This window comes from Sphaerisporangium sp. NPDC088356 (assembly GCF_040685555.1).
In the GTDB taxonomy this organism is placed as follows: Bacteria; Actinomycetota; Actinomycetes; order Streptosporangiales; family Streptosporangiaceae; genus Sphaerisporangium.
This window is the reverse complement of record NZ_JBFBIK010000127.1, coordinates 1-20,652: the sequence shown is the minus strand read 5'-3', so window position 1 is coordinate 20,652 and position 20,652 is coordinate 1. Positions and strand designations below refer to the sequence as shown.

23 protein-coding genes are annotated in these 20,652 nt (G+C 70.7%); 13 read left to right on the top strand and 10 right to left on the bottom strand.

What is annotated here, in order from left to right:
- Window positions 1-61: 61 nt before the first annotated feature.
- Both AB0O34_RS31205 and AB0O34_RS31200 read right to left on the bottom strand, forming a co-directional pair.
- On the bottom strand, window positions 62-925 hold the full coding sequence (locus AB0O34_RS31205) for a methyltransferase domain-containing protein (RefSeq protein ID WP_363921549.1): 864 nt from the start codon (window positions 923-925) through the stop codon (window positions 62-64).
- Window positions 922-2,190, bottom strand: a complete 1,269-nt coding sequence (locus AB0O34_RS31200; RefSeq protein WP_363921547.1) for a cytochrome P450 — start codon at window positions 2,188-2,190, stop codon at window positions 922-924. Before AB0O34_RS31200 ends, AB0O34_RS31205 begins: the two co-directional genes overlap by 4 nt.
- A gap of 309 nt (window positions 2,191-2,499) precedes the next feature.
- Between AB0O34_RS31200 and AB0O34_RS31195 the strand changes: the two genes are divergently transcribed.
- The 3 genes from AB0O34_RS31195 (at window position 2,500) to AB0O34_RS31185 (ending at window position 4,785) form a co-directional block, all read left to right on the top strand.
- Window positions 2,500-2,892 carry a hypothetical protein gene (locus AB0O34_RS31195; protein ID WP_363921544.1) on the top strand — a complete coding sequence of 131 codons (393 nt, stop codon included), beginning with the start codon at window positions 2,500-2,502 and terminating at the stop codon, window positions 2,890-2,892.
- A gap of 61 nt (window positions 2,893-2,953) precedes the next feature.
- Window positions 2,954-3,931 carry an ABC transporter ATP-binding protein gene (locus tag AB0O34_RS31190; protein WP_363921542.1) on the top strand — a complete coding sequence of 326 codons (978 nt, stop codon included), beginning with the start codon at window positions 2,954-2,956 and terminating at the stop codon, window positions 3,929-3,931.
- On the top strand, window positions 3,928-4,785 hold the full coding sequence (locus AB0O34_RS31185; RefSeq protein ID WP_363921540.1) for an ABC transporter permease: 858 nt from the start codon (window positions 3,928-3,930) through the stop codon (window positions 4,783-4,785). Before AB0O34_RS31190 ends, AB0O34_RS31185 begins: the two co-directional genes overlap by 4 nt.
- A gap of 20 nt (window positions 4,786-4,805) precedes the next feature.
- Here the strand turns inward: AB0O34_RS31185 and AB0O34_RS31180 are convergent, their stop codons facing one another.
- Window positions 4,806-5,972: a cytochrome P450 gene (locus tag AB0O34_RS31180; protein WP_363921538.1), complete on the bottom strand. Its 1,167-nt coding sequence runs from the start codon at window positions 5,970-5,972 to the stop codon at window positions 4,806-4,808.
- A gap of 51 nt (window positions 5,973-6,023) precedes the next feature.
- Between AB0O34_RS31180 and AB0O34_RS31175 the strand changes: the two genes are divergently transcribed.
- Genes AB0O34_RS31175 through AB0O34_RS31160 form a run of 4 tightly spaced genes read left to right on the top strand, consistent with a single transcriptional unit; the run spans window position 6,024 to window position 9,583 of the window.
- Window positions 6,024-7,241 carry an NAD(P)/FAD-dependent oxidoreductase gene (locus AB0O34_RS31175; RefSeq protein WP_363921536.1) on the top strand — a complete coding sequence of 406 codons (1,218 nt, stop codon included), beginning with the start codon at window positions 6,024-6,026 and terminating at the stop codon, window positions 7,239-7,241.
- 2 nt (window positions 7,242-7,243) lie between these two features.
- Entirely contained in the window at window positions 7,244-8,131 is an 888-nt protein-coding gene (locus AB0O34_RS31170; protein ID WP_363921534.1) for a Rieske 2Fe-2S domain-containing protein, read from the top strand.
- Window positions 8,131-8,940, top strand: coding sequence for an alpha/beta hydrolase (locus AB0O34_RS31165; RefSeq protein WP_363921532.1), 810 nt, complete (start codon window positions 8,131-8,133; stop codon window positions 8,938-8,940). The genes AB0O34_RS31170 and AB0O34_RS31165 overlap by 1 nt, the downstream gene beginning before the upstream one ends.
- Window positions 8,918-9,583 carry a VOC family protein gene (locus tag AB0O34_RS31160; protein ID WP_363921530.1) on the top strand — a complete coding sequence of 222 codons (666 nt, stop codon included), beginning with the start codon at window positions 8,918-8,920 and terminating at the stop codon, window positions 9,581-9,583. Before AB0O34_RS31165 ends, AB0O34_RS31160 begins: the two co-directional genes overlap by 23 nt.
- On the opposite strand, the gene AB0O34_RS31155 is transcribed toward AB0O34_RS31160, so the two are convergent.
- From AB0O34_RS31155 to dhaK, 5 genes are all read right to left on the bottom strand, one after another.
- Complete coding sequence (locus tag AB0O34_RS31155) at window positions 9,578-9,739, bottom strand: hypothetical protein (protein ID WP_363921528.1); 162 nt, start codon at window positions 9,737-9,739, stop codon at window positions 9,578-9,580. The two genes, AB0O34_RS31160 and AB0O34_RS31155, sit on opposite strands and share 6 nt — an antisense overlap.
- A 233-nt stretch (window positions 9,740-9,972) precedes the next feature.
- Window positions 9,973-10,542 carry a hypothetical protein gene (locus AB0O34_RS31150; protein WP_363921526.1) on the bottom strand — a complete coding sequence of 190 codons (570 nt, stop codon included), beginning with the start codon at window positions 10,540-10,542 and terminating at the stop codon, window positions 9,973-9,975.
- A 95-nt stretch (window positions 10,543-10,637) separates the two neighbouring features.
- On the bottom strand, window positions 10,638-11,036 hold the full coding sequence (dhaM, locus tag AB0O34_RS31145; protein ID WP_363921524.1) for a dihydroxyacetone kinase phosphoryl donor subunit DhaM: 399 nt from the start codon (window positions 11,034-11,036) through the stop codon (window positions 10,638-10,640).
- On the bottom strand, window positions 11,033-11,659 hold the full coding sequence (gene dhaL / locus AB0O34_RS31140) for a dihydroxyacetone kinase subunit DhaL (protein WP_363921522.1): 627 nt from the start codon (window positions 11,657-11,659) through the stop codon (window positions 11,033-11,035). The genes dhaM and dhaL overlap by 4 nt, the downstream gene beginning before the upstream one ends.
- A 26-nt stretch (window positions 11,660-11,685) precedes the next feature.
- Window positions 11,686-12,678, bottom strand: coding sequence for a dihydroxyacetone kinase subunit DhaK (dhaK, locus tag AB0O34_RS31135; protein ID WP_363921520.1), 993 nt, complete (start codon window positions 12,676-12,678; stop codon window positions 11,686-11,688).
- A gap of 324 nt (window positions 12,679-13,002) precedes the next feature.
- Here dhaK and AB0O34_RS31130 point away from each other — a divergent pair, with 324 nt between their 5' ends.
- The 6 genes from AB0O34_RS31130 to AB0O34_RS31105 all read left to right on the top strand — a co-directional run bounded on the left by AB0O34_RS31130 (window position 13,003) and on the right by AB0O34_RS31105 (window position 19,259).
- Complete coding sequence (locus tag AB0O34_RS31130) at window positions 13,003-13,872, top strand: endo alpha-1,4 polygalactosaminidase (RefSeq protein ID WP_363921518.1); 870 nt, start codon at window positions 13,003-13,005, stop codon at window positions 13,870-13,872.
- The gene (locus tag AB0O34_RS31125; protein WP_363921516.1) at window positions 13,862-14,782 is read left to right on the top strand and encodes a carbohydrate kinase family protein; all 921 of its coding nucleotides are present in this window, start codon (window positions 13,862-13,864) and stop codon (window positions 14,780-14,782) included. Before AB0O34_RS31130 ends, AB0O34_RS31125 begins: the two co-directional genes overlap by 11 nt.
- The gene (locus AB0O34_RS31120) at window positions 14,779-16,092 is read left to right on the top strand and encodes an alpha-glucosidase/alpha-galactosidase (RefSeq protein ID WP_363921514.1); all 1,314 of its coding nucleotides are present in this window, start codon (window positions 14,779-14,781) and stop codon (window positions 16,090-16,092) included. Before AB0O34_RS31125 ends, AB0O34_RS31120 begins: the two co-directional genes overlap by 4 nt.
- Before the next feature lie 73 nt (window positions 16,093-16,165).
- Window positions 16,166-17,464: an ABC transporter substrate-binding protein gene (locus AB0O34_RS31115; RefSeq protein WP_363921512.1), complete on the top strand. Its 1,299-nt coding sequence runs from the start codon at window positions 16,166-16,168 to the stop codon at window positions 17,462-17,464.
- A complete protein-coding gene (locus AB0O34_RS31110; protein ID WP_363921510.1) occupies window positions 17,461-18,378 on the top strand; it encodes a sugar ABC transporter permease in 918 nt (305 codons plus the stop codon). The genes AB0O34_RS31115 and AB0O34_RS31110 overlap by 4 nt, the downstream gene beginning before the upstream one ends.
- The gene (locus tag AB0O34_RS31105; RefSeq protein WP_363921508.1) at window positions 18,375-19,259 is read left to right on the top strand and encodes a carbohydrate ABC transporter permease; all 885 of its coding nucleotides are present in this window, start codon (window positions 18,375-18,377) and stop codon (window positions 19,257-19,259) included. The genes AB0O34_RS31110 and AB0O34_RS31105 overlap by 4 nt, the downstream gene beginning before the upstream one ends.
- Here AB0O34_RS31105 and AB0O34_RS31100 read toward each other — a convergent pair.
- Window positions 19,220-19,441 (bottom strand): hypothetical protein, encoded by a 222-nt coding sequence (locus tag AB0O34_RS31100; protein WP_363921506.1) that lies wholly within the window; start codon window positions 19,439-19,441, stop codon window positions 19,220-19,222. The two genes, AB0O34_RS31105 and AB0O34_RS31100, sit on opposite strands and share 40 nt — an antisense overlap.
- Before the next feature lie 404 nt (window positions 19,442-19,845).
- On the bottom strand, window positions 19,846-19,971 hold the full coding sequence (locus tag AB0O34_RS31095; protein WP_363921504.1) for a hypothetical protein: 126 nt from the start codon (window positions 19,969-19,971) through the stop codon (window positions 19,846-19,848).
- Window positions 19,972-20,652: the final 681 nt, after the last annotated feature.

Sequence of the window (20,652 nt, the reverse complement as noted above, 5' to 3'; positions counted from 1 at the left end):
CCGAGGCCGACGATCGCGCTGATGTAGCAGAAGATCGCGATGAAGATCTTCCAGAACGGGCTCATCTCTTCCTCCAAGGTGTTCCTGCCGGGCCGCCCGGTGCGGTCCCGGCGACGACGAAGCCGAGCAGCATGACCCAGGCGTCCGGATCGGCGCGGAACCGTTTCCACCGGTCGGTCGCCAGGGCGAGCTGGGCCATCGACAACGCGCCCGACGCCACCAGCGGCACCAGGCGCTGTGGCCCGAGGTGCGGCGCGAAGGCCTCCGTCGGGTGGTCGTCGTTGGTGGTGGCGAACGGGCGCAGCACCACGTCGGTGAACCCCGTCCCGCGCAGCAGCCGGGTGAGCTTCCTGCCGATCTGGCGGTCGCCCCCGGCGTCGCGCTGAGCGGCCGCCATCGTGCCGTGCACCGACGCGAGCTCGGGGTACATGGGGTCGGCCAGGCCCCACAGCATGCTGTCGACCTCGACGACGACCAGCAGGCCGCCCGGCCTCAGCACGCGTAACGCCTCGGCGACCACAGGCGCCGGATCGGCCACGTGCTGCAGTACGTATCTGAGCAGTACGCCGCCGACGCTTCCCGTACGCAGGGGCAGCCGGGCGGCGTCGCCCAGAAGCAGGGGGGCGCCCGCGCCGGCGGCGTGCGCGAGCACCTTCTCGTCGATGTCGGCCGCCACGACGGGCAGGCCGGGCTCCGCGGCGCGCAGCCTGCGGGTGACCGCGCCCGACCCGGCGCCCAGCTCCAGCAGCGGCCCCGACCCCGCCAGCCCGAGGTCGCGCATGATGCGCAGCTCCTCGTCGAAAGAGAGGGCCGCCTGGGCCTCCAGGCGGGCGAGCTCGCCGTCGAGCCCGCCCCACGTCGTGTTGGCCGCGTCGTAGGAACCGGCCCTGCGGACCGTGGCCTCCGTGGCCTCCGGGGCCGTCATCGCGGCCTCGGGGTCATCATCATGCCGTGCCGCGGCCGCAGGGTGACCAGGGCCTCCGGTTCGACGGGGAAGCCCTCGACCAGCTCAAGGCGCACCTCCCGCAGGATCACGGCGAGTACGAGCGTCGCCTCCACCAGCGCGAAGTGCTGCCCGACGCAGATGCGCGGGCCCCCGCCGAAGGGCAGGTACTGGTGGCTGAGATGCCCGGCGGCCCGCTCCGGCGCGAACCGCTCCGGACGGTACGCCTCGGGCTCGGCCCAGTACCTCGGGTCGCGGTGCAGCACCCACGGGCTGACGCAGACCAGGGTGCCGGCGGGCACGTCGTAGCCGCCGATGACGTCGTCCTCGACCGAGCGCCGCGAGATCAGCCAGACGGGCGGGTAGAGGCGCATGGCCTCCTGGATGGCCCGGCGGCAGGCCGTGAGCCTCGGCAGGTCCCCTGCGGTCGGCACCCGTCCGCCGAGCACCTCGTCGATCTCGGCGTACACCGCCTGGGCGGCGTCCGGATGGCGGTCGAGCAGGTAGAGCGTCCAGGTCAGCGACTTGGCCGTGGTCTCGTGCCCGGCCATGATGATCGTCAGCACCTGGTCGCGCAGGTCGGTGTCGGACATCGCGTGCCCGGAGGCGAGCATCGAGGTGAGCAGGTCGTGCCCGCCGCCCCCGCCCGTGCGCCGGGCCGCGATGATGACGCGGGTCACCCGGTCGAGGAACACGCGCGCCTGGTGGAAGCCTGCGTATCGTACGGCCGTATCCGCGGGGTCGATCGTGTCGCCCGGTACGTAGTGGCCGATGAAGCGGTTGACCGCGTCCACCGCCCGGCCGAACCCGTCCCCGGCGCCGCCGATGTCGGTGCCGAGCATGGCCTTCACGATGACCGTCAGCGTCAGCGCCGTCAGGTCGTGGTCGACGCGTACGGCCTGGCCCTTCCGGGCGTCGGTCCAGCGGTTCAGCAGCTGGACGGCCGCGTCGGTGATGGTCTGGTCGAATCTGCCGACCTCGCTGGGCCGGAAGGCCGGCGCGCACATCCGCCGCTGCGCGGCCCACTCCTCGCCGCTGCTGGTCAGCAGCCCGTTGCCGAGGAGCGGGCGGAGCATGTCGTCGTCCGGCGTGCGGTCCTTGGTGTAGTTGGCCCCGTTCTCCTTGAGGACGTATCTGGCGAGGTCGGGGCGGTTGAGCATGTAGACCGGCTCGCCGTCCGCGTCGTGCCGGGTGATGTCGCCGTAGGCCGCCATCGCGGCGACGAACTCGAGCGGCGCCTCACGCATCGCGCGCAGGCTCTGGGTGCCGCCGGGCCCTGGTGGAACTCGGGGAGATACGTACGTACCGGCCATCAGCGCTCCGAATCACTTACGCGAAATTTGATTCCGAATACGTATTACCGAATGCTTAATACGTACGAGAGGAGTCGTATTGTTCATGCCGATCCATTTGGAGCGTACCCCAGCGCCCAAATCCTCTCAATACTTATCTTCGGCGATCGGAAATTAAGTCTGGGCAGCTTGAATTCGACATGTAAGACTCCATTCCAAGACGGCGCGCCGCGCCGCGAAGTGAAAAGGCTCCAGGAGGACTCAATGGCCCTGAATCCCGCAGAGCGCACCGAATTCGTCAACTCCTACACCCGCGTCCTGATCACCGCCTGGTCGAGTGAGGAGTTCTCGGCGAAACTCGACGGCAACCCGCGCGAGGCGCTCGCCGAAGCCGGGCTCGAGTTGCCCGCGGGCGCCCAGATCACCCTCGTCCGCACCGTGCCCGAGGGGCACCACGACACCAACCTCGACGTCCAGGTCGGCCTGTGGGAGCGCGGTCTCGAGACCGGCGTCTTCGAGTTCCACATCCCGGAGACCCCGCAGATCGACATGGCCGAGCTGTCCGAGGGTGACCTCGACTCGATCTCGGCCGGCGCGTCCCCCGAGAGCGCCATCGACATCAACTGCTGCTGCTGCCCCTGCTGCTGCTGCACCTGAGGACCGGCGGCCCGGCACATCGGCCGCGCGGACCGCGCGGCCTTCGCAGGGGACCGCCGGCATGGCGGTCCCCCGAGAGGAGGAAGTGGTCATGGCCACGGTCGTCGATCAGGCGAACCCTATTCACGTGCGTGGGCTGAGGAAGTCGTACGGCGGCTCCCGCGTCGTCCAGGACGTGGACCTGGACGTCCACTCCGGCGAGGTCTTCGCCCTGCTGGGGCCGAACGGCGCGGGAAAGACGACCACGGTCGAGATCCTTGAGGGAGTTCGCCGGCGCACCGCCGGCGACGTGCGTGTCCTTGGCCGCGACCCCGCCGAGGACGCCCCGGAGTGGCGTGCCCGGCTCGGCATCGTGCCGCAGACCACCGGCGCCTACTCCGACCTCACGGTCCGTGAGGTCGTGGAGCATTTCGCGGCGTTCTACCCCGCGCCGCTTCCCGTGTCGCAGGCCATCGGGATGGTGGGGCTCGGCAAGCAGGAGAACAAGCAGGCGCAGTCGCTGTCGGGTGGCCAGCTGCGCCGCCTGGACGTGGCGGTGGGGATCGTCGGAGACCCGGATCTGATCTTCCTCGACGAGCCGACCACCGGCCTCGACCCCGCGGCCCGGCTCGAAGCGTGGGAGCTGGTGCGGTACTTCGCCGAGCGCGGCAAGACCACCGTGCTCACCACGCACTACCTCGACGAGGTGGAGGCGCTGGCCCAGCGGGCGGCCGTCATCGTCGCCGGCAAGGTCGTGGAGGTCGGCATGGTCGCCGAGCTGGGCGGGCGCCTGGACACCCCGGCCATGCTGAGCTTCACCCGGGTCGGCGGCCTGGTGGGCAAGGCCCTGCCGCAGCTGCCCGCCGACGCGCTGGTCGATCCGCCGGACGACGAGGTCGTCACCCTTCACACCCACAATCCGACGCGGGCGCTCGCGGCCATTCTCCCGTGGGCCGCCGAGGCGGGCGTCCACGAGCTGCCGGGCCTGCGCATCCAGCGCCCCAGCCTCGAGGACGTCTATCTCAAGCTCATCCGAGAGAATCAGGGGGCCACGGCATGACCATTCCCGGTACGGCGATCGTGGAACAGGGCCGGGCGGCGCGGGCCGCCGGGCAGACGTCGAGCCTGTGGCGGGCGTCGGTGGCCCGCTCGTCGGTGGAGCTGAAGTCGTTCTTCCGCAACCGGCAGTCACTGTTCTTCACGCTGCTGCTGCCGATCGTGCTGCTGCTGGTCCTCGGCTCGATCTTCTCCGGCACGGTGCCGGGCACGCACACGGACTTCAAGCAGATGTTCGTGGCCGGGATCATCGCCTGCGGCATCATGAGCGTCAGCTTCAACGGCCTGGCGATCAGCATCGCGATCGAGCGGGACACCGGCATGATCCGCAGGCTCGCGTCCTCGCCGATGCCGAAGTCCGCCTACTTCATCGGCAAGATCGTCCGCGTGGTGGTGACCGGGCTGCTGGAGGCCGTCATCCTGCTGGCGGTCGGCGTCGCGCTGTTCCACCTGCCGATGCCGCCGAACGCCGCCCACTGGATCACCTTCCTGTGGGTGCTCGTGCTCGGCGCCACGGCCTGCTCGCTGCTCGCCGTCGCGTTCAGCACGGCCATCCCGAACGCCAGGTCGGCTCCCGCGATCGTCACGCTGCCGTTCCTGATCCTGCAGTTCATCTCGGGCGTCTTCTTCCCGTACGGCCAGCTGCCCGCGTGGATGCAGACGATCGCGGCGTTCTTCCCGCTGAAGTGGATGACGCAGGGCCTGCGCTCGGTGTTCCTGCCGGCCGATTTCGCCATGGTGGAGCCCGCGGGCACGTGGGAGCTGGGCCGGACCGCGGCGGTGCTCGCGGCGTGGTGCGTGGCCTCGCTGCTGCTGAGCCTGCTGACCTTCCGCTGGCGCGGCGCGAACGTCAAGTAAGGGGCCGCCCGGCGGGCCCCTCAGATGGCGAGGTTGAAGCCGTCGAGCCGCCGGGGCAGGAGCGACGGAGCCCAGACGGGCGGAGTCCCGAAGGCGCGCAACCCGGGATACCGGCGCAGCAGCTCCCGCAGCAGCAGTGCCCCGGCGTGCCTGACCAGAGGAGCACCCAGGCAGAAATGGGTGCCGGTGCCGAACGCGAGGTGTGGATTGGGCGAGCGGGTCACCACCAGGTCATCGGGCCGGTCGAAGACGGCCGGGTCCCGGTTCGCCGCCGCGACCAGCGCGAGCACCCGGGCCCCCGCGGGGATCGTCCCGCCCGCCAGTTCCACGGCCTCGGTCGTCACGCGCGCGGTGAAGGGGATCGGCGACTCCAGGCGCAGCAGCTCGTCCACGGCCGTCACCGCGAGTTCTTCCCCTCCGCCGCGCAGCCGGTCGATCGCCTCCGGGCGGGGCAGCAGCCAGTACAGCGCGTTGCCCACCATCTCGGCCAGCGGCTTCCAGCCTCCGACGACGGCCAGGGAGGCGATGCCGAGCTTCTCCGGACGGGTGAGCCGGTCGTCGGCCGCGAGCCTCGCCCACGGCGAGTCACCGGTGCCGCCGGCGCGCGCGTCCAGGAACCGGGTGAGCTCGCCCATCGCGGTCCGCCCCGCCGCGGCCGCCTGCGGGCCGGCGAGCGGGTCGAGGTTGGCCGAGACGCGGCCGGCCAGGTCCGCGAAGGCCGCGCGATCGGTCGCGGGCAGGCCGAAGAGCAGGGCCAGCACGCCGGTGGCCAGCGGCTCGCCGATCTCCGACGTCGCCTCGACGCTGGGACGGCCCTCCAGACCCGTCAGAACCCGGTCGACGTCGCGGGCGATGCCGTCCGCGACGCCGCGAACCGCCGCCGGGCCCATCAGGAGCGCGCCCGGCGAGCGGAGCCGCTGGTGTTCAGGGGGGTCGGTGGTGAGCATCGACGGCGGCAGGGCGTCCTCCCTGACCCGCTCCCGCTGGCCCATCGCCGCCGAGAACCTCGGGTCGCGAAGAACGAGCGAGCAGTCGGCGTGGCCGGTCAGCAGCCACATACGCGAGGTCACGTCGAAGTGGACCGGGTCGTTGGCCAGCAGCCACCGGTACGCGGGGTACGGATCGACCCGCCCGCGCGGCGAGAACGGGTGGGCGAGATCGCCCGGCAGGGTACGGGGAGCCGTCATCGCTTGTCCTCCTGATCATGCGGTGGACAAACTACTACAAGGGGGTGCACGGTGGCGCAGCTCGACGTCGTCGTGATCGGGGCCGGCATCAGCGGCCTGACCGCGGCCCAGCGCCTGCGTGACGCGGGCCTCGGGGTGGCCGTGCTGGAGGCCAGGAACCGGGTCGGCGGCCGGATCCGTACCCATCGGCCCTCTTTGCTGGAACTCGGCGCGCAGGTGATCCACGGGGACCGCAACCCCATCTGGTCGCTGCCGGGACTGGAACGCCCGCCCCCCCTGCCCCGCCGGACGTCCCGGGTGCTCCTCGGCGAGGAGGTGCGGCCCATGGCCGTCCTGGCAGAGGGCGGGCCGCCTCCGCCGGTGCTGGAGGAGCGACTGCTCGACGGCGCGACCGAGGACGTGCCGGTCACCGAATGGCTCAAGCGCGAAGCCCCCGCGGCCTCCTCGGCGGCCGAGACGACGGCCGAGTGGTTCCGCCAGAGCTGGGCGGCCGACCCGGACGTGCTCAGCGCGCTCGGCATCGCCTCCGGCCGCCGCGCCGCACGCGTGGGCCGGGGTGAGTTCGCGATCCCGGGAGGTCTCGACCGGCTGCCCGCGCGGCTCGCCTCCGGCCTCGCCGTGCGGACGGGCAGCCCGGTGCTGCGCGTCGCCTGGTCACCCGGCCATGTGGACGTCGTGACCGCCGGAGGGACCACCACCGCCCGCGCGGCCGTGATCACCGTCCCGCCCCCGCTGGTCGCGTGCGGCAGGCTCGCCGTCAACGACCTGCCCCTGCGCAAGCAGGCCGCCGCGTACGAGCTGCGGCTCGGCGACGCGTGGTGCGCCGTGGTCACCTACCCCGTCCTCGCCCCCGAGTCGAGCGTCGTCTTCGACGGCGGCGGGCGGCTCGGATTCCTCAGCGCCACGGCGGGCCGCCCGGAAGTGCTCGTCGTGGCCAAGGAACGCGCCGCCCGGGCGGCCCGCGCGGTCGCCCGGTCGCCCGCCGACCTTGCCGCGCTGCTGGGCGAGGCGATGCCGTGGACCCGAGGGCACGCGCCTGCGGCGATCGACGTCGCCGACTGGGGCGCCGACGAGTGGGCCGGCGGCGCGTACACCTATCCCTGCGTGGGGGCGCTCTGGGCGCCCGAGCTCTGGGCCGAGCCGATGGGCGGCACGCTCTTCTTCGCCGGGGAGGCCACCGTGGGCCGCTCGGGCCCGCCCATGGTGCACATGGCGATGGCCAGCGGCGAACGCGCGGCCAGAGAAGTGATCGAGGCGCTGAAGGGATGACGATGACACCACCGCATGGGGGATGGTTCCTGCTGGCGATCGAGGAGGAGCTCACCGAGGAGATCACGCCGCTCCGGCTCGGGAACCGCAGCCTGATCGCCGTCCGGGAGGGCGAGCGGATCCGCGTCTTCGACGGCGCCTGCCCGCACCGGGGCGCCCATCTCGGGTACGGCGGCAAGCTCGACGGCGCCTGCGTGATCTGCCCGTTCCACGGGAAGCGGATCTCGCTGGGCGACGGGAGCCGGCGCTGGTCGGTGGCCGAGCTGCCGACCGAACGCGCGGGCGCGGCCCTGTTCGTCAGGCTCTCGGACGGCCCCGGCGACGACCGGGGCTTCCAGCAGGCGATCAAGCAGGTGGCCGCCGACCTGGTGGTCGTCGGAGCGGTGATCCAGCCCGTGACCGTGCCCGCCGAGTACGTCGTCGAGAACGCCTTCGACGCCGAGCACTTCCGCACGGTCCACCTCGTGCCGGCGGTCAGGGGCATGCGGGCCTCGCTCGGCGAGCAGGGCGAGCTCGTCATAGAGGGCGAGTTCCGCACCAAGGCGCCGCCCTGGGAGAAGGAACGGCGGCTCGACTTCGCCTCCCGGTTCGTGGCCCGCGCGTTCAGCCCGCATCTCGTGGTCACCGAGCTGGGCGGCGAGCAGGCGCCGTACACGATCATCACGGGGGCGATCCCCCGCGAGAAGGGCTGCGTGGGCCGGGTGGCCATCGGAGTCCGGCCGGATCAGACCGACGCGCTGCCCGCCCTGATCCACGGCGCGCGCTACGCCTTCGACCAGGACCGGGTGGTCTGGGACCACCTGGACGTCGACGCTCCCCAGCGGCTCGACGCCGGGGACGCCCCTGTGATCGCCTTCCGCCAGTTCTGCGCGAGTTTCGGAGCGTTGTGATGAGCCTGCATCTGCGCACGCACGGCGACGGCCCGGCCGTCCTGTGGATCCACGGTTACACGATGGACTCGTCGGTGTGGGAGCGGCTGTGGGCGTCGCTGCCCGGCTGGCGGCACATCGGCGTCGATCTGCCCGGCCACGGCCGGTCCGGGCCGCTGCTCCCGGGGACGTCCCTCACCCGGCTGGCCGCGGAGCTGACCGCGCTGGCCCGGGCCGAGTCGGCGCGGATGGTCGTGGCGGAGTCCATCGGCTCGATGATCGCGCTGCAGATGGCCATCGACGATCCGGGGGCCGTGCGAGGACTCATCATCGGCTCGCCCACCGTCGCGGGCGCGCCGGCCGAGCCCGGGACGGGGGAGCATTACCGGGCCCTGGCCATGCTCGCGCGCTCGGGCGCGAGCGGCGAGCAGCTCGCCGACCTGTGGATGACCTCGCCGCCCGACATCTTCCGCGGCACCGAGCGGCACCCCGCCCTGCGGGCGGGGCTGCGCGCCATCGTGGCCCGGCACGCCTGGAAGGAGCTGCGCGACGGCGCGATGTACGGCCTCAGCCGGCACGTCCACACCGCCGAGGACCTCGGCGGCATCCGCGCGGCGACTCTGGTCGTGGTCGGCGAGGAGGACATGCCGACCTTCAGGTCGAGCGCCGAGTTGCTGCGCGCGACCGTACCCCGGTGCCGGACGGTCACCGTCCCGGCGGCCGGCCACCTGTGCATGATCGAACGGCCCGAGACGGTGGCGCCCGCCATCGGCACCCACCTGCGACTGGCCATGATGGAGGAGGAGCATGCCGATTCACGAGCACTATGAGCCGGGCTCGCCGTGCTGGGTCGACTACGCGGCGCTCGATCCTGCGGGCGCCAGGGCCTTCTACGGCGAGCTGTTCGGGTGGAGGTTCGACGAGTCCGGCGGGTACGAGTTCATCCGCCTGGACGGGAAGGTCGTGGGCGGCTTCGGCCGGGTGCCGCCCGGGCGGGCGCTTCCCGCGTCGTGGAACACCTATCTGGCCACCGGCGACGCCGACGCCGACGCGGGCCGGGTCAGGGGGCTGGGCGGCACGGTGGTCTTCGGCCCGGTCGACGCGGGCCACGACGGGCGGCTGCTGTTCGCGGTGGACCCCTCCGGAGTGGCCGTGGGCTTCTGGCAGGGCCGCCGGGAGAACGGGGTCGTGGTGGTGGACGAGCCGGGTACCTGGTGCCGCCACGAGTTGTGGGCCGACGACGTGGCGGCGGCCGACTCCTTCTACGGCGGCCTGTTCGGAACGCCCGCGACGGCCGCCCGGAGGCCGGGGAACGGGCTGGCGCCGCAGTGGGTGACGTTCTTCAGGGCCGACGACTGCCCGGCCGCGCTCACCGCGGCCGAGCGCCTCGGCGCCACGGTCGCCGCGCGGCACGGCCCCGCGACGATCCTTCACGACCCGTGGGGCGCGCTGTTCGCGCTGACTCCTCTATGAACGATTGGCCCTGCGGCCGTAGCTCACGAAGAACAGGGCGACCAGGATGGCGCCGACCACGGCGACCACCCCGCCGGCCGTCGTGTTGACCGCCAGGGCCACGATGACGGCGACCGCGTAGACGAGCGGGACGACCACTCTCAGGTTCAGGCTCATGATGTGCTCCTTTGGGAGGGATGATGCAGGCCAAACGCATCATCGACCATCGGTCATGGCCGGTCCAGATCAACGCCGAGAATAGGTCGCAACATACGCATTACTCCGCCGTACGCATACGTATCGACCCCGCGGCCGATGCGCAATACGTAACTCCGGCAGGGGCTTACGCGCATGAAAAGCCGTATGCGTGATTAATGCCGTCAGAACCCTGGCGGGTTCCCACGGGAATGTCAGGTCACGCGGCGCAGGTCCATCTGGAAGTTCTGCCGCCAGGTCTGCCCGCCGTCGGTGCTGAACTCGCCGATCTCGTGCCAGGCTCTCCGGGTGAACCTCAGCGTGTACCGGATGGTGGTCGCGGGCGTCTGGATGCTCCACTGGAACAGGTCGTCGCCGACCACCGGCGCGACCTGGGTGACGTAGCCCGCGGAGAACGCCTCCCAGCGGTACTGCCCGGTGACGTCGTTGTAGTTGATCACGGCGAGCGCTGAGTCCACGACCCGCCGCGGGTCGGCCTTGTCCCGCCCCTCGCCTTCGACGGAGATCGCCAGGCCACCCACCTGGCGCCGGACGTGCTCGGTCTGGGTGAACTCGTGCCGCTCACCCGAGCTCGTGACGGTCCAGCCGGTGCCGGCCCACCTGCCGACCATGAAGTCGAGCTTCCGCATCGCTGTGAGTTGTGTGGGCACATCCAGAGTTCCCGCCACCGCCGCCGAATCGGCCACCGCGGCGCCGGCCTGACCGCCCCCGGCCAGCGTCAGTACGCAGAACAACGGCAGCAGCACACGACTTAATCGCTTCATGGGGCGATCTTTACATATACCGACGATCTAGAGGAGCGTTGCCCGGCACTTTCGTGCGCCCGGATCGCTCGCCGCGTTTCGTCGATTTGCGGCATTCATCGGGATAGTTTCCGATATGTCCGAGCGTCCTCGGCGGCGTCCAGGACTCCTCGCAGTGAGGCCCCTGTACCGGCCGCCACGGCCGCGGCGATGGCGCCCTCGACGAACGGGACGTCGGCGATCACCACCTGGTCCGGCTCTTCGAACAGAAGCGCGGTCAGCACCGAGCTGCCGAGGTCGGGGATGAGGACGACTCCGGCTCCCTGGCCGACCTCCTCGATGGCCGCCGCCACCTTGTCCGGGCTGGTGCCGAGGCCGCCGTCGTCGGTGCCCCCCGCCGGGGCCACCCGTACGTCCGGACCGGCGATCCCCACGGCGAGCGCCACCGCCTCCCTCGCCAGGGCGTCGCTGTGGGAGACCAGGACGATGCCCACCAGGCCCTCGGGGGTGGTCATCCGCCCGCCGCCGCGTGCAGGGCCGTCAAGATGAGCGCGGTGGAGGCGGCGCCCGGATCCTGGTGGCCGATGCTGCGCTCGCCGAGGTAGCTGGCGCGGCCCTTGCGCGCCTGGAGCGGGATCGTCGCCCGGGCGCCCTGTTCGGCCGCCGCACGGGCGGCGTCGAGCGCCTCCTCGGCCTTCATCCCGTCCTGTACGGCCGCGGTGAGCGCGCGTGAGGCCGGGGCGAGGGCGTCGACCATGGTCTTGTCGCCTTCGGCCGCGCCGCCGAGCCTCCGCACGCCGGCCAGGGCCGCCTCCAGCGCGGACGCCAGATCGGTGAGCGACACATCCGCGCCGGAACCGAGGACCTTGCCCATCTGCCGGAAGGCCGTGCCGTACAGGGGACCGGAGGCGCCGCCGACCTTGCGGATCAGCGTCGTGCCGGTGAGGGTGAGGACGGCTCCCGGGGTGTCGCCGGGCGTGGCGGACAGGGCCTCCCGGACGGCGGTGAAGCCCCGGTCGAGGTTGGAGCCGTGGTCGGCGTCACCGATGGCGGCGTCGAGTCGCGTCAGGTGGTCGCGGTTCGCGCCGACGGCCCGCGCGACCTCCTCGATCCAGGCGGTGAAGAACTGGGCGTCCATGGCTTCGCGACTCCTAGGTGGTTCCGTCACCGGCCCCAGCGGAGGCCGGGAGTCTCCACCGGGGCGTCCCAGAGGCGGGTGAGCTCGTCGGTCAGCCTGCAGGCGGTCACCGAGAAGCCCTGCATGTCGAGGCTGGTGACGTAGTTGCCGACCAGGGTGCGGGCGGGTTCGGCGCCCCTCTCGCGCAGGTAGGCGGCCACCTCGGCGAAGACCACGTACAGCTCGATCAGCGGGGTGCCGCCCATGCCGTTGACCATCACCAGGGTGTCGCCCGAGAGCGGCATGTCGGCGTGGATGGCGTCCATGGCGATGCGGGCCAGGTCGCGGGCCGGGGCGATGGGCGCGCGGGTGCGGCCGGGCTCGCCGTGGATGCCGATGCCCAGCTCGATCTCGTCACCGGCCAGCTCGAAGGTCGGCTTCCCGGCCGCCGGGACGGTGCAGGGGGACAGTGCCACGCCGAACGAGCGGCTGCGCGCGTTGACCTCCTCGCCGATCCTGGCCACCTCGGCGAGGGACGCGCCGGACTCGGCGAGGGCCCCGGCGATCTTCTCCACGAAGACCGTCGCGCCGGTGCCCCGGCGGCCGGCCGTGTACAGCGAGTCCTTGACGGCCACGTCGTCGTTGACCAGCACGACGGCGACCTCGATGCCCTCCTCGGCGCACAGCTCCGCGGCCATCTCGAAGTTCAGCACGTCGCCGGTGTAGTTCTTGACGATGTGCAGCACCCCTGCGCCGCCGTCGACGCCCTTGGTGGCCTCGATGACCTGGTCGGGGACCGGCGAGGTGAAGACCTCTCCCGGGCAGGCCGCGTCGAGCATGCCGTAACCGACGAAGCCCCCGTGCAGCGGTTCGTGACCGGATCCGCCTCCTGACACCAGCCCCACCTTGCCCGGTGTGGGCGCGGACCGGCGGTACACGATCTTGTTCTCCAGGTCCACGCGGAGGCCGGGGTGGGCCTCGGCCATTCCGGCGAGCGCGTCGGTCACGAGGGAGTCGGCGCTGTTGATGAGCTTCTTCATGAGGCGGTCCTCGACTCCGATCGGTGGTTCCCCGGCCAGACTCTCCCCGTTCGCGAGTCCTGGCAAGCGCCGCCCGCTCCTGGATGCGGATGTAATCGACTCTTAATGCGCGAAAAGCTTGAACTTCGCGCAGGAACGGGCAAGCCTGAAGGCGCGTTCGCGGTGGTCCAGGAAGGAGACCTCATCCGCGTGCTGGCGTGAGCCCTGGTGACACGGAGCGTGGGTCGCGCCACTCCGCCGTCCGTGGCGAGGCCGGTCTGGAGAGTGGGGAACAGCGCGCATTTCGCCGCTTTGTCCCGAACAAAACGTTCGCGAGGAGTGTCCATGCGTCTTCCACGGAGTCCCCGTATCTTCCGTACTTTATCCGTCGTCGCCTTCGCCGTTCTCTGCCTGACCGGCGTCCAAGCCCAGGCCCAAGCGGCCGCGCTACCCGCTCCCGTCGCCTGCTCCGGCTGCTGGCAGCCCGCCCTGCAGACAAGCTGGCAGTGGCAGCTCTCATCACTGCCGACCACCCCCTTCGCCGATGTGCAGATGTACGACATCGACGGCTTCGATGCGGGCAGCGCGCTGGTCAAGTCGTTGCACGACACCAAGCCGGGCCGCGGGGTCGTCTGCTACATCAGCGCCGGATCGTACGAAGACTGGCGTCCTGACGCCGCGCAGTTCCCCGCCTCCGTGCTCGGCAAGGCTCTCGACGGGTGGGCGGGCGAGCGCTGGCTCGACATCCGGCAGTACGCCGGCACGCTCGGCACGATCATGAAGGCCCGCCTGGACAGGTGCAAGGCCGCCGGGTTCGACGCGGTCGAGCCGGACAACGTCGACGGCTACACCAACGACACCGGCTTCCCGCTGAAGGCGTCCGACCAGCTCGCGTACAACTCCTGGCTGGCCAACGAGGCGCACAGGCGCGGCCTGTCCGTGGCGCTGAAGAACGACAACGCGCAGATCCCGCAGCTCCTGCCGTACTTCGACTTCGCGCTCAACGAGCAGTGCTTCCAGTACTCCGAGTGCACCACCGCCGACAACGGCTCCTACGGATACGACCAGTTCGTCAACGCGGGCAAGGCCGTGTTCGAGGTGGAGTACAGCCTCGCCACCTCGAAGTTCTGCACCAAGGCCAACAAGGCGAACTTCAACTCGTTGAAGAAACACCTGAACCTGGACGCCTACCGCGTCGCGTGCCGTGGCGCCTGAGTACGACCTGCTGGTCGTCGGCGACGCCAACCCCGACGTGGTGCTCACCGGAGCGCCACGTCGGCCGGCGTACGGTCAGCGCGAGGAGCTGGTGGAGCGGGGCGAGCTGGTGCTCGGCGGGTCCGGCGCGATCACGGCGTGCGGCGCCGCGCGGCTCGGGCTGCGGACGGCCTTCGTCGGCCGCGTCGGCGCCGACGCCGCGGGGCGCCTGGTCCTCGGGTTGCTCGCCGAGCGCGGGGTGGACACCCGTCACTGCGTCGTCGACGAGCGCCCGACCGCGCTGACCGTCGTCCTGGCGCAGGAGGGCGCGGGCGGGCGGGCGATCCTCACCGCGCCCGGCTGCCTGCCGTACCTCACCGCGGACGACGTGCCGGGGCACCTGCTCAGGGCCGCCGCACACGTGCACGTTTCGTCGTACTTCCTCCAGCCGGGCCTCGCCGCCGGGCTCCCCGCGCTGTTCGGGCAGGCGCGCGGCACGACCAGCCTGGACACCAACGACGACCCCGCGGGGGAGTGGCGGGGGCTGGACGAGGTGCTCAAGACGGCCGGCGTGCTGCTGCCCAACGCCGCCGAGGCGCTCGCGATCACCGGCGAGCCCGCCGTCGAGAAGGCCGCCGAGGCCCTCGCCCTGCGCGGCGTGCTGCCGGTCGTCAAGGACGGCCGCGACGGCGCGCTGGCGTGGGCTGACGGGGCCGCCGTACGGGTGCCGGCGCCGTACGTGCCGGAGGCCGAGATCGCCGACACCGTCGGCGCGGGCGACTCCTTCAACGCCGGATTCATCGCGGCCCGGCTGCGCGGCCTGGACCTTCCCGGGAGCCTCCGCGTCGCCGTGGCCTGCGGATCGCTGTCAACCCGTGCGGCGGGCGGAACCGCCGCTCAGCCCACCTGGGACGAGGTGCACGACCAGTGAAGATCGTATTCCTCGGCGCCGGGAGCGTCGAGTTCACCCAAGGGCTACTGGCCGACCTGTTCGGCTTCCCCGAGCTACGCGACCGGGACGACCTGGAGATAGCGCTCCACGACATCGACCCCGAGCGCCTGCGGACCGCCGAGGCGGCCGCCCACTTCATAGCCGGAGCGGGGCCGGACTCCTCGAACGGCGTGAAGATCACGGCGCATCTGGAGCGGCGGCCCGCCCTGGAAGAGGCCGACTTCGTCATCAACATGATCCAGGTCGGCATGATCGGCGCGACCCGCACCGACTTCGAGATCCCCGCCCGGTACGGGCTGCGCCAGACGATCGGCGACACGCTCGGCGTCGGCGGGATCTTCCGGGCGCTCCGTACCTTCCCGGTGCTGGAGGGCATCGGCCGCGACATCGCAGAGCTCTGCCCGGACGCCTGGCTGCTCAACTACACCAACCCGATGGCCATGAACGTCTGGTACCTCAACGCGGCCACCCCGGTGAAGAACGTCGTCGGGCTCTGCCACTCGGTGCACTGGACCATCCACGACCTGTCCGAGCTGGTCGGCGTGCCGATGGACGAGGTGTCCTTCCTCGCCGCCGGGGTCAACCACCAGGCGTGGGTGCTGCGGTTCGAGCGGTCGGGGCAGAGCCTCTACCCGCTCCTGGACGAGGCCATCGCGCGCGACCCCGGCATGCTCCGCAGGGTGCGCGTCGACATGTACCGGCGGCTCGGCGTCTTCCCGACCGAGAGCAGCGAGCACTCCTCGGAGTACGTGCCGTGGTACCTGCACAGCGACGAGGAGATCCAGCGGCTGCGCATCCCGGTGGGTGACTACATCGGCATCAGCGAGGACAACGTGCGCCAGTACGAGGCCACCCGCGACGCGCTCGCCGCAGGGAAGCCCATCCCCGTCGAGGCCACCATGGAGTACGCGCCGCAGATCATCCACAGCGTCGTCACCGGCGCCCGGCGTGTGGTCTACGGCAACGTCGTCAACTGCGGCCTGATCGGCAACCTCCCGTCCGGAAGCGTCGTCGAGGTGCCCTGCGTGGCCGACGCGCTCGGCGTGCGGCCGATGGCCGTACCCGACCTGCCGCCGCAGTGCGCGGCGCTGAACCGCGCGTACGTGGCGGTCAACGAGCTGACCGTTCGCGCGGCCATGGAGGGACGGCCCGAGCACATCAGGCACGCCGTGATGGCGGACCCCAACGCCTCCGCCACGTTGACGGTCGAGCAGATCTGGGCCCTGTGCGACGACATGGTGCGAGCGCACGGCGACCTGCTCCCCGAGTCGCTGAGAGGTGCCGTGTGAACGAGTCGCCGATGCCCGGAACGACCGAGGAGGATCCGGTGAGCTTGAAGATCATTCCCCTGAGGAGGCTCCCGTGAGCCGGGCCAGGCGGCGCGGCACGCTGGCGGCCGCCCTGGCGGGGCTCGCCGCGGTCATGGGGCTCGCGGCCTGCGGCGCCCCGGCCGAGGAGGCCGCCGGTCCGGTGAAGGTGGTCTGGTGGCACGGCCAGGTGGAGAACCAGGCCAAGGTGATCCAGGATCTCGCGGCCGACTACAACCGCACCCATCCGGGCGTCCAGGTCGTCCCGGCCGTCGGCACGACCAACGTGGACGACATGCTGCAGAAGGTGCAGGCCGCGCTGGCCGGCGGGGACGCGCCGGACATCGCCTACATGTACGGATCCTGGTCGGCCCACCTGGCCAAGAGTCCCAAGGTGCACGACCTGACCAAGGTCGTGAAGGATCCCGCCTTCGGATGGGACGACTTCTGGCCCTCGGAGCAGGCCGCGGCCGAGGTCAACGGGAAGGTCATCGGCATTCCCGCGATCGTGGACAACCTGGCGGTCGTCTACAACAAGAAGCTGTTCGACGCGGCCGGGCTGGCGTACCCGTCCAAGGACTGGACATGGGACGACTTCCGCGCCGCAGCCGCGAAGCTGACTTCCCCCGAAAAAGGCGTATATGGCACGGCATATCCGGTGACCGGGAGCGAGGACACGGTATGGCGGTTCTGGCCCATGCTCTGGCAGCAGAGCGGCTCGATCGTGTCCCCGGACGGCAAGAAGGCCGCGTTCGACACACCCCAGGCCGTCCAGGCGCTGACGCTCTGGCAGTCGATGGCTCGCCAGGATAAATCCGTATATTTGGATCAAAACGGGGAGAAGTTCCTCCCGCTGTTCCAGAGCGGGAAGCTCGGCATGGTCATCGCCGGGCCGTGGGCGCTCCTCGACTTCATCGACCACAAGATCTCGTACGGCGTCCAGGTGCTGCCCGGCTACGGAGGCAACCACGAGACCATCGCCGGTCCGGACAACTGGGTCGTGTTCGACAACGGCTCGAAGCGGACCAAGGCCGCCACCGACTTCCTGACCTGGCTCACGCGGCCGGAGCAGGACGCCCGCTGGACGCTCGGCCTCGGCAACCTGCCCGTCCGCAAGGCCACGATGGAGCTCCCGGCGTACAAGCGGTTCGTGAAGGACTTCCCCGACGTGGACGTCTTCACCGCCAACCTCGCGAACGCCAAGCAGGCCCGCCCGGCGCTGGAGAGCTACCCGGAGTTCTCCGAGAAGGTCGGCGACGCCATCGGCCACGCGCTCGTCGGCGGCACGCCCGTACAGCAGGCGCTCGACCAGGCGGCCAAGGACGCAGGCCGCGTGCTCGCGAGGTCGCGGTGAGCGTGACCCTGGGCGTCAGGCGGGTGCCCGCGCGCGTGGGCACCCGCCGCCTGCTTCCCGACCTCACCGGCTGGGGGTTCGTGCTCCCGGCCACCCTGGTGATCGTCGGCCTGTCGCTGTTCCCCGCCGTGTGGGCGCTGCTGCTCTCGCTGCGCGATGGCGACCTGATCTCCGGCGGCGCGTACGTCGGCCTGCAGAACTACCGGGACATGCTGGACGACCCGGACCTGCTCGCCGCCACCGGGCACACCCTGCTCTACACCGTGCTGTTCGTGCCCGGCTCGGTGATCCTCGGGCTGCCCCTCGCGCTCATGCTCAACAGGCCGATCCGGCTCATCGGGTTCTACCGGACGTGCATCTTCGTCCCGTACGTCGTGTCGGCCGCCGCGACGGGGATCCTCGCCAACTTCGTCTTCGACCCGGAGTTCGGCATCGCCGACACGGTCCTTCAGGCGGTGGGGCTGCCGCGCCTGGGGTTCCTCCAGGACCCCGGCCAGGCGATGATCGTGCTCGTCGTCATCTCGCTGTGGGGCGGGATCGGGCTTCCCGCCGTGGTCTACCTCGCCGCGTTGCAGGACATCCCGCGCGAGCTCACCGAGGCGGCGCGGGTGGACGGGGCCGCGGGACGGCACGTGTTCCGGCACGTCGTCGTGCCGCAGCTCCGCCCCGCCACGGTCTTCCTGGTGATCTGGCAGACGATCGACGCCCTCCAGCTCTTCGACCTCGTCTACACCACCACCAAGGGCCAGCCGCTCGACTCCACCACAGTGATCGTTTTCTACCTGTACCAGCAGGCGTTCCAGCTGTTCCACTCCGGTTACGGCGCGGCGGTGGCGTACGGGCTCTTCGTGCTCACGCTGGCGGTCTCCTCCGTCGCCCTGTGGTACTCGCGCCGAGGGGAGGCCCGCTCATGACCACCGCGACAGACACCGCGAGCACTACCGTCACCGCCCGAACCACCGGCGGAGGCACATCGGGAACAAAGGTCAGGCGGCCGTGGCTGGCCCACCTCATCCTGATGCCCACCGCGCTGGTCTTCGCCGCGCCGCTGGTGTGGATGACGCTGACGGCCTTCATGTCGGACACCGACATCAACCGCTACCCGCCCCGCGTCTGGCCGTCGCACTTCACGGTCTCCGGCTTCGTCCGGATCTTCACGGAGGACGACTACCCGCGCTGGCTGATGAACACCGTGCTGGTCTCGGCCGTCGCCGTGGCCGGGCATCTGGTGCTCTGCTCCCTCGCCGGGTACGGTTTCGCCCGCCTGCGGTTCCGGGGAAGGACGCTGACCTTCGCCCTCATCATGGCGACGGTCATGGTGCCCGTCCAGGTGCTGATGATCCCGACGTTCCTGATGTTCCGCAATCTCGGGTTGATCGACACGCTCGGCGCGGCCTTCGTCCCCTGGCTCGCCTCGGCTTTCGGCGTCTTCCTCATGCGGCAGTTCTTCCTCTCGCTCCCGCGCGAGCTGGAGGAGGCCGCGACGATCGACGGGTGCTCCCGCCTCGGGGTGTTCTTCCGCATCGTGCTCCCGCTCGCCCGGCCGGCCCTCGCCACGCTGACCGTCTTCACGCTGCTCGGCGCCTGGAACGACCTCATCTGGCCCCTGATCGCCATCAGCTCCGAGGACACCTACACCCTCCAGATGGGCCTCGCCACCTTCGCCGGCGCCCGCCACACCGAGTGGTCGGCGCTCATGGCCGGCAACCTCGTCGCCACCCTCCCCCTGGTAGCCGCCTTCATCCTGGCCCAGCGCTACTTCGTGGCCACCATGAGCTTCTCCGGCCTCAAGTGACCCCCTGGGCCGGGACCCTCGGCCCGCTCATCGAAGCGAGAATCCTCGCCGTTGCTCTCTCGCAGCTCTTTCAGCCCGTCTCTGTGCTCCATCCAGGCCTGCACCAGGCAGGTGAGGGTGAACAGGCCGGCAAGCACCAGCGCCGCGATGTCGCCGTTGATGAAGCCCTGTAGTGAAAGCATCGGTTCTCTTCTCCAAGTCGCTGGATTGGGTGACGCGACGGGTCCCGCCGGCGTCGGGTGGATGTGGTGGCTCACGTCACGGCCTCCTGGCTGCCGGCGGATGCGACAGGGAGGACAGGGCGCACGGGGGCCCGGATGTGGCGATGGGGAGCCGCTGGGGCGGTCTGGCTGGTCTCGGGCCTGGAGAGGAATGTCCCGGCTCTGCCCTGACGTTTCGATGTGCGGCCGTTCGAATGTCCGCCGATGCCATCGGTTCTGATGACGATGGTCTTAGCCGGCTCGGCCTGGTCTGTCCGTGTGCTGTTTGGTTTGCTGGCTCATGCGCTGTCGGGTGGAGCTACTTCAGCGGTTTCAAGAGGAGTGGTCGGGGGCTGTCAATATGGATTCCAGGTGATTTTGTGTTATTAGTCCCAGGTGGTGCCGGGGGTGCGGGAGTAGCTGTCCCAGGTGGTTCCGGCGGTGCGGCTGTAGGAGTCCCAGGTGGTTCCGGCGGTGCGGCTGGAGTTCGTGGAGTTCGTGGAGTTCGTCATTTCTCTGTCTCTTTTCTGGTGGGCTGTGTATTTGTTCTCGCACAAACAACTCTGCGGGATTCGCAAGCCGCGAACCAGATGAACGGGCGGCAGCAAGCTGCACCGCCCTGACCGCTTCCTGCCACCCCCACGCGGGACGGCCGCCCAAGATCCCACAAGCACGACATAGCCCCAGGTCAGGACATTGACCCTGGGGCGACATGAGACGGTGAACATCGACGGCCTGCCGGTGGCCCTCGTCGATCGGGGAGGTCGCGGGGCCCGTCGTTCCCCGGGTGGAGCTCGGGCGGCCGTGCCGGCCAACGCGCACCGCGAAGTGCCACGGTCGCGCCGACGACCCGTCCCGGGAGCATGCCGGGCCCGCGCCGCCGGTTGCTCAGGCGTGCGCGGAGGCCGTCGAAGGGCGATCTGGCGGGGTGGATTCGGGACGAGAACGTCCCGGTGTCATACCTGGCCGATTGGATGCCGATTGGATACTGGGGCTTCGATGCCCACCGGCGCCACCGGTTCATGATCACGGTGGTCTTGACCGGTTGGGGCAGAGCCTATCCGGGGACTTTCTTACTTACTGAAGAACGAAGCATTTACAGGACTGACACGGTCGTACCGGCTTATCTGGGTTTCTCAGTCCCAGGTGGTGCCGGGGGTGCGGGAGTAGCTGTCCCAGGTGGTTCCGGCGGT

What these genes read in the sequence shown, in the direction of transcription:
- AB0O34_RS31095 (WP_363921504.1), bottom strand. Translation starts at nt 19,971, where the DNA reads ATGACGAACTCCACGAACTCCACGAACTCCAGCCGCACCGCCGGAACC.
- AB0O34_RS31155 (WP_363921528.1), bottom strand. Translation starts at nt 9,739, where the DNA reads ATGAGCCTGAACCTGAGAGTGGTCGTCCCGCTCGTCTACGCGGTCGCC.
- AB0O34_RS31195 (WP_363921544.1), top strand. Translation starts at nt 2,500, where the DNA reads ATGGCCCTGAATCCCGCAGAGCGCACCGAATTCGTCAACTCCTACACC.
- AB0O34_RS31150 (WP_363921526.1), bottom strand. Translation starts at nt 10,542, where the DNA reads ATGAAGCGATTAAGTCGTGTGCTGCTGCCGTTGTTCTGCGTACTGACG.
- AB0O34_RS31165 (WP_363921532.1), top strand. Translation starts at nt 8,131, where the DNA reads ATGAGCCTGCATCTGCGCACGCACGGCGACGGCCCGGCCGTCCTGTGG.
- AB0O34_RS31100 (WP_363921506.1), bottom strand. Translation starts at nt 19,441, where the DNA reads ATGCTTTCACTACAGGGCTTCATCAACGGCGACATCGCGGCGCTGGTG.
- AB0O34_RS31185 (WP_363921540.1), top strand. Translation starts at nt 3,928, where the DNA reads ATGACCATTCCCGGTACGGCGATCGTGGAACAGGGCCGGGCGGCGCGG.
- AB0O34_RS31200 (WP_363921547.1), bottom strand. Translation starts at nt 2,190, where the DNA reads ATGCGTGAGGCGCCGCTCGAGTTCGTCGCCGCGATGGCGGCCTACGGC.
- AB0O34_RS31190 (WP_363921542.1), top strand. Translation starts at nt 2,954, where the DNA reads ATGGCGGTCCCCCGAGAGGAGGAAGTGGTCATGGCCACGGTCGTCGAT.
- AB0O34_RS31130 (WP_363921518.1), top strand. Translation starts at nt 13,003, where the DNA reads ATGCGTCTTCCACGGAGTCCCCGTATCTTCCGTACTTTATCCGTCGTC.
- AB0O34_RS31160 (WP_363921530.1), top strand. Translation starts at nt 8,918, where the DNA reads ATGCCGATTCACGAGCACTATGAGCCGGGCTCGCCGTGCTGGGTCGAC.
- AB0O34_RS31205 (WP_363921549.1), bottom strand. Translation starts at nt 925, where the DNA reads ATGACGGCCCCGGAGGCCACGGAGGCCACGGTCCGCAGGGCCGGTTCC.
- AB0O34_RS31180 (WP_363921538.1), bottom strand. Translation starts at nt 5,972, where the DNA reads ATGACGGCTCCCCGTACCCTGCCGGGCGATCTCGCCCACCCGTTCTCG.
- AB0O34_RS31105 (WP_363921508.1), top strand. Translation starts at nt 18,375, where the DNA reads ATGACCACCGCGACAGACACCGCGAGCACTACCGTCACCGCCCGAACC.
- dhaL (WP_363921522.1), bottom strand. Translation starts at nt 11,659, where the DNA reads ATGGACGCCCAGTTCTTCACCGCCTGGATCGAGGAGGTCGCGCGGGCC.
- AB0O34_RS31170 (WP_363921534.1), top strand. Translation starts at nt 7,244, where the DNA reads ATGACACCACCGCATGGGGGATGGTTCCTGCTGGCGATCGAGGAGGAG.
- dhaK (WP_363921520.1), bottom strand. Translation starts at nt 12,678, where the DNA reads ATGAAGAAGCTCATCAACAGCGCCGACTCCCTCGTGACCGACGCGCTC.
- dhaM (WP_363921524.1), bottom strand. Translation starts at nt 11,036, where the DNA reads ATGACCACCCCCGAGGGCCTGGTGGGCATCGTCCTGGTCTCCCACAGC.